Source organism: Sphingobium sp. C100 (assembly GCF_000508185.1).
Lineage (GTDB): Bacteria > Pseudomonadota > Alphaproteobacteria > Sphingomonadales > Sphingomonadaceae > Sphingobium.
In genome coordinates this window covers 1-795 of record NZ_AYOY01000120.1, presented here as the reverse complement: position 1 = coordinate 795, position 795 = coordinate 1, and the positions used below count along the sequence as shown (strand labels likewise).

Below are 795 nucleotides of genomic sequence, written 5' to 3'. Positions count from 1 at the left end.
AAATCAGACGCAGGCAGCATGATCTAGTCATTGTTTGCTAATACTTTTATGCGGAAAAACCGGTTCCCAGTTTTCCGCATGCTGCTCCAAGGGCGACTTGCCTGTTGCAGGCACAGTCTCGTGCTCGGAAGGCCATGTCCTATCCCGGTCACCCCCTCCCGGCCGCAGTCGTGGATGATGAACTGCTTGGTCATCCTGGATGATTGCAGATTTCCTGGCAGATGGGGAAGCGCTAAGGCAGGGCTCCGGGCAATCGCGATAAGCATATGAGCGTCGACCACGCCACTGCCGATTGCCCGCCGAAGACGGGGGATAAAAACAGTGGACGCGGAGTACGCATGACGAGTGGCAGCGTCGATACCGACGGAGCAGGCGCGCGGCGTTATCGCGCGTTCCTGAGCTATAGTCATGCCAATGAGCGGGAGGCCCACAAGCTGCATCGCTGGCTGGAAACCTATCGGCTGCCTGCTCGCCTCATTGGCATGGCGGCCAATGGGGGGCCAGTGCCGCGACGCCTCGCGCCCATCTTCCGCGACCGGGCGGAATTGGCCGCAGCGTCCAGCCTCAATCAACAAGTGCGTCTGGCGCTGTCCCAATCGGACGCATTGCTCGTCGTCTGCTCTCCTGCGGCCAAAGCGTCGCGCTGGGTTGAGGCGGAAATTGCCTTGTTTCGCGAACTCCATCCCGACCGTCCCGTCATCGCGGCGCTGGTCGAAGGCGAACCGGCCGACAGCTTTCCCGCCGCGTTACTGGCCCGTGATCCCGATGGCGCCGTGCATGAACCGATCGCCGCCG

The 795-nt window shown here is 61.8% G+C and carries 1 protein-coding gene; it reads left to right on the top strand.

The annotated features are described in order from the left end of the window. Positions 1–338 precede the first annotated feature (338 nt). Positions 339–795 (top strand): toll/interleukin-1 receptor domain-containing protein (locus tag C100_RS0124445; RefSeq protein WP_031309120.1); only part of this gene is annotated, 457 nt, incomplete at its 3' end.